Raw genomic sequence first — 5,300 nt, forward strand, 5'->3', positions numbered from 1 at the left:
CAGGCGAGTTTTTGATCCTCTCGCGGTTTTGGATAGGCCAGTTTCTGCTCAGAGATTGAACTCGAGTTCGATCTAGATGCTATTTGCTATGCCCAGAACCCCAGCCAGCTACGAGGGAATCCAAAGTGGAGTGACACTTCTTCTAGCACGGATCGAACCTTCTACGAAGTGGGATGCCAAAGGCGTTGTATCTGATGGTACGTTTTTTGATGGGTTCAAACTTCTGGTTATAAAGAATCCAGATGCCGTGTTCATATTTGGATCTTTATCCCGGTAAGCTTTGCATAAACTATTCCACGGTAATCATCAGCGTTAGAAAGGAATGCTTTGATGCAAAACTGCGCCCCTTTCAGGACTTCACCGCAGCAAGGCTTGGTGTATCAGGCTATTCTGGTGATGGACTCGAGGAAGTTAAGTACCCCTTTACGAAACCAGGCCCAGCCTCGAGCCGGCTGGTCGCAACTGTACCAGGCAGGGCCTTACCACGTAGATTTGAGCCTCAAGTGGGATGACGCCGGGGCTCATTTGGTAGGGCAGGTGATCTCGAGGGAGCACATTTCTTTCGAGCAAGCCCAGATCTACTTGAAGCAGGACAGGGGGCACCTGCAAAAACCCCTGGACTTATCGGGGCGTTTTAGCCTGAACCTGGGGTCGGTGAGCGATTGCAGCCTGGAAATACGTATCCAGGGCGGGTTGGTTTGTCTGGATAGCCTCAAGGTGAGCTAAGCATCTCCAGGTTGGGAATTCTGCGATGCGCACCGAGGCCCAGCACTGGAGCTGCACCGACGCAAGTCCCCTAAAAGCATCTTGAAAGCCGCCCCGGATTGAAGAATCGGACGCGTCCAGGTCAACGGAATTCGGCTCGGTAAAGCCCACCCGCCCCTGCACTTCGGTCGGGGGGGATCCCCACGTATTTTTCTGATTTCATCACAGAGCCTATTACCAGGCCGGATGCACCATGTTGAAGCCAGGGCGGAAGTACCATAGCAGGGATGAAGCGCTTCTTGACTCTCGGGCTGTTGCTGGCCGGGGTGCTGGCCGCCCCAACAGCCTACTACCCCAATGGAATCGGCTATTCCTGGACGTACTCCTCCGGTATGGAACAGGTGTTCACCCGTGAACAGAATGGAATGCTGGTGTTGGAGCGGCGGCTGGCCAGACAGCCGGTGAGTGCCGACCTGTTGCGCTTTACCCCAGATAAGGGGGTGCTGCTGGAGGGCTTGATTGTCGGACAGGCGGTTCAGCGCTATAACCCCCCGCTGCAGCTATATCCGCCCCCCCCGTTGGTGCTGGGGCAGGAATGGGGCGGGCGCAGCAACTTTGGGGGCCAGAGGGTGGCTCTGCTGGGCAAGGTCTTGCGCATCGAGGGGGTGAGTGTCCCGGCGGGCCGGTTCAACGCTTATGTGCTTCGTACCTCCACCGTCACCAGTGGGGGCGGCAGCCAGGTGATGGAGATTTTCTTTGTCCCTGGCGTCGGGATAGTTCGCTATGCCACCCCGGATGGAGCGACGGTTGACCTGGTGAAGTTCAGTGTGCCTAAATAGGGTATGGAACTCCAGCTAGTCGCAGTTGAGAAACCAGAAAACCTTAACGTTATTCTGGGCATGAGCCACTTCATCAAGACCGTCGAGGACTTGCACGAGGCTCTGGTTACGGCAGTTCCGGGAATTAAGTTTGGACTGGCTTTTTGTGAAGCCTCCGGCAAGCGCCTGATTCGCAAGACCGGCACGGCCCCCGAACTTACCGACCTGGCCGTGAAGAATGCAGGGGCCATCGGGGCGGGCCACTCCTTCTTCATCGTGCTGGGTGAGGGTTTCTTCCCCATCAACGTTCTGCACGCGGTCAAAGCCTGTCCGGAAGTGGTGCGGATTTTTGCCGCTACGGCCAATGCGCTCTCGGTGATTGTGGCCGAGCACGACGACCAGCGCGGGATCCTGGGGGTGCTAGACGGACACAAACCCCTGGGTGTGGAAGCTGAGGAAGATATCCAGTGGCGTCAGGATATCCTGCGTAAGTTTGGCTATAAGGCGGGCCAGGTGGTTCGGTAACTCGAGTTTTATTCCCATACTGATCCTCCGAGAATCTCGCAAGTTTCAGGACGCAAGTCGGCGGTGCCTCGAGGTGCTTTTTTCTGTGGGATGGGGCGGGGGAGTCTGGCAGGGTATGATCGGGTGGCTATGCTAACCGTTGGCGACTTAGCTCCGAACTTTACCCTGCCCGACCAGGAGGGCCAGCTGCATACCCTCGAGGATTACCGGGGAGGCTGGGTGGTGCTTTATTTTTATCCCAAAGACGATACGCCGGGATGCACCAAGGAAGCCTGTAACTTCCGCGATGAAAAAGGGCGCCTGGAGGAACTGGGGGCAGTGGTGTTGGGCGTTTCTGCCGACGATGTAGAAAGCCACGCAAAGTTTCATGGTAAGTATGGCCTCAACTTTCCCCTGCTGTCCAATCCCGAGAGGGACATGATTGGTGCCTATAGGGCCTGGGGTCTCAAAAACTTCATGGGCCGGGAGTACGAAGGAGTCTTCCGCCACACCTACCTGATTGATCCCCAGGGTCGGATTGCCAGAGTCTGGGGAAAGGTCAATCCAGTGGAGCACCCGGCCGAGGTTGCCGAAGCCCTGCTGGAACTGCAAAAGCAGACTGTGTAATAACCGCCGGGTTTGGAAAGATCCCTACTATAGCGAGCGATCTGCGGCCGTGTTGACCCGAATTGTAAGCTGATAAACCCTTCGCCAAACACCTATGAATGACCTGGATATCTACAAGCAACAAGCGGCCCTCGAGGCCGTCAGGTACGTGCAGTCGGGCATGGTGGTGGGGCTGGGCACAGGCTCTACCGCCAGATATGCGGTCATGGAACTCGCCCGTCGGCTGCGTGAGGGCGGGCTATCGGAGATTGTGGCTGTACCCACCTCGGAGGCCACGGCCCTGCTGGCCCACGATCTGGGCATTCGGTTGAGCGAACTCGAGCCCTACGGGGTTGACCTGGCGATTGACGGAGCCGATGAAATCGCCCCCGACCTCTCGCTGATCAAAGGCCTGGGCGGGGCCTTACTGCGTGAAAAGATTGTCGAGGCCAGCGCCAGGAACTTTATTGTGATTGCCGATCATACCAAGATAGTGCCCCAACTGGGCCGAGGACTCGTTCCGATAGAGATTGTGCGTTTTGGCTACCGTTTGACCCTTCACACCCTGGCTCGCCTGGGAGACCCAAAACTCCGCATGGATGGTGAGGATCTGTTTTATAGTGACAGCGGCAACCTGATTGTGGATGTTAACTTTGGCCCAATTCTGAATCCGGAGAGTCTCGAGGCCGAACTCAAACGCATTCCCGGGGTGGTGGAAACCGGACTTTTTGTGGGCCTGGCCACCCTGGTGATTGCGGCCGGACCAGAGGGGCTGGAATACCTGGGTACGACCCCAGATACGTTAGGGCGCCCGGCATGAACAGGCTTCTCGAGTGATCCATTCTTGTGTCCTGCGCAGAACAACCACCCTGCAAATGGCAGCACTTTGCAGATCCAGTGAGCTTGCCAAAACCCGGTTACACTGCCTAAAATACTCGTTGTGAAAGGGTGTGTATTCGCGGCCCGAATGATGCGAATGTCCCGGCGATAGCAGCCAGTTGGCTATCGGCGGGGCGCGTTTGCGCCCCATTTTTTTGCAGGGAGTCTTAGAGCACCTCAAACAAGCTGCCTGGAACAACCCAGATTGAAGGAGAAACCCGTGAGCAAAATCTTCTATGAAACCGCCGCAATTGACTACTCCAACGCGGCCCCCCACATCGGACACGTCTACGAGAAAATCATCTGCGACTTTCTGGCCCGCTTTCACCGGCTGGATGGATACGATACCAACTTCATCACCGGCACCGACGAGCACGGAGAAAAAATTGCCCGTGCCGCCAAGAATGCTGGGCAGGAACCCCAGGCGTTTGTGGACTACGTCTCGGAACAGCTCTTCCAACCCGCCTACCAGCGCCTGCACATCAGCTACGATGACTATATCCGCACGACTTCGGAGCGCCATAAGCGCTATGTGCAGGAAATCCTGCGCAAGGTCTACGAGGCGGGCGACATCTACTACGCCGAATACGAAGGGCTTTACTCGGTGGGCGCCGAGCGCTTCGTAACCGAAAAGGAGCTGGTAAACGGCATTCTGCCTGGCGACTCCGATCCGCCCATCCTGCGCAAGGAGGCCAACTATTTTTTTCGCATGGAAAAGTATCGTCCCTGGCTGGTGCAGTATCTGTACGATTACCCCGATCTGATCCAGCCCCAGGCCTACCGCAACGAGGTGTTGGAAATCCTCAAGGAGCCGATTGGCGACCTGTCCATCTCGCGTCCTAAAGACCGGGTGCCCTGGGGCATCCCCATCCCCTGGGACGAAAACCACGTGACCTATGTGTGGTTTGATGCACTGCTGGCCTATGCGTCCTCGCTGGCGAGTCGGGGCCTCTTCGAGAAGTACTGGCCCCATGCCTGGCACGTGATTGGCAAGGATATCCTCAAGCCCCACGCCATATTCTGGCCGACCATGCTCAAAAGCGCGGGCCTGCCCATCTACCAACGACTGGTGGTACACGGACACATCCTGGCCCTGGACGGGCGCAAGATGGGCAAGAGCCTGGGCAACGCTATTGACCCACTGGCCCTGCTGGACAAGTTTGGCGTGGATGCGGTGCACTACGCCCTGCTGCGCGATACCACCCTGGGTTCGGACAGCCCCTTTGGCGAAGAGGTGGTGGCGCAGCGCCTCAACTCCGACCTGGCCAACGACCTGGGCAACCTGTTATCCCGCGTGCGTACCATGCTGCTCAAGTATTGCGGTGGCCTTATTCCTGCACCCTCCTCGCCCGACTCAGAGACTGCCAGGGTAGGGGTGAGGTTGGCCGAAAAGGTGCGTAAGGAAGTGGATTCGCTACGAATTCACCTGGCTCTGGAAGAGATTTTCCAGTACATACGCAGCCTCAACAAGTTTGTCAACGATGCCAGACCCTGGGAGCTGGCCCGCGACGAAAGCCGGAAGAAAGAGCTGGAAGATGCGCTTTACACCGCTGTTGAAGGGCTGCGAATTGCCAGTGTGTTGCTGGAACCAGCCCTCCCGACCAAAGCCAGGGAATTGCGGGCCGCTTTGGGATTGGGCGATTTTAGCATTGCCCAGACCGAAACCTGGGGGATTTCGTCTGCCGGGACACGCATCCCCGAGGAGGCGCCGATTCTCTTCCCCAAAATCGAGGCTGCCGGGGGTCAGGAGCCAAAAGCTGAAAGCCAAAAGCCGAAAGCGGTGTCCAG

General features: G+C 57.2%; 6 protein-coding genes. All 6 read left to right on the forward strand.

The window, feature by feature from the left end; translation table 11 throughout:
• Nucleotides 1-375 precede the first annotated feature (375 nt).
• Entirely contained in the window at nucleotides 376-726 is a 351-nt protein-coding gene (locus Q0288_RS02200) for a hypothetical protein (RefSeq protein WP_299426512.1), read from the forward strand.
• 266 nt (nucleotides 727-992) lie between these two features.
• On the forward strand, nucleotides 993-1,544 hold the full coding sequence (locus Q0288_RS02205) for a hypothetical protein (RefSeq protein WP_299426515.1): 552 nt from the start codon (nucleotides 993-995) through the stop codon (nucleotides 1,542-1,544).
• A gap of 3 nt (nucleotides 1,545-1,547) precedes the next feature.
• On the forward strand, nucleotides 1,548-2,048 hold the full coding sequence (locus Q0288_RS02210; protein WP_299426518.1) for an adenosine-specific kinase: 501 nt from the start codon (nucleotides 1,548-1,550) through the stop codon (nucleotides 2,046-2,048).
• A gap of 129 nt (nucleotides 2,049-2,177) precedes the next feature.
• Entirely contained in the window at nucleotides 2,178-2,654 is a 477-nt protein-coding gene (gene bcp, locus Q0288_RS02215) for a thioredoxin-dependent thiol peroxidase (protein WP_299426521.1), read from the forward strand.
• Nucleotides 2,655-2,748: 94 nt separating this feature from the next.
• Nucleotides 2,749-3,453: a ribose-5-phosphate isomerase RpiA gene (gene rpiA / locus Q0288_RS02220; RefSeq protein ID WP_299426524.1), complete on the forward strand. Its 705-nt coding sequence runs from the start codon at nucleotides 2,749-2,751 to the stop codon at nucleotides 3,451-3,453.
• Between the two features lie 279 nt (nucleotides 3,454-3,732).
• Nucleotides 3,733-5,300: methionine--tRNA ligase (metG, locus tag Q0288_RS02225; protein ID WP_299426527.1), on the forward strand; the 1,568-nt coding region annotated here is incomplete at its 3' end.

It is taken from the genome of uncultured Meiothermus sp. (genome assembly GCF_937863175.1).
Lineage (GTDB): Bacteria > Deinococcota > Deinococci > Deinococcales > Thermaceae > Meiothermus.

What these genes read in the sequence shown, in the direction of transcription:
- Q0288_RS02210 (WP_299426518.1), top strand. Translation starts at nt 1,548, where the DNA reads ATGGAACTCCAGCTAGTCGCAGTTGAGAAACCAGAAAACCTTAACGTT.
- Q0288_RS02205 (WP_299426515.1), top strand. Translation starts at nt 993, where the DNA reads ATGAAGCGCTTCTTGACTCTCGGGCTGTTGCTGGCCGGGGTGCTGGCC.
- bcp (WP_299426521.1), top strand. Translation starts at nt 2,178, where the DNA reads ATGCTAACCGTTGGCGACTTAGCTCCGAACTTTACCCTGCCCGACCAG.
- rpiA (WP_299426524.1), top strand. Translation starts at nt 2,749, where the DNA reads ATGAATGACCTGGATATCTACAAGCAACAAGCGGCCCTCGAGGCCGTC.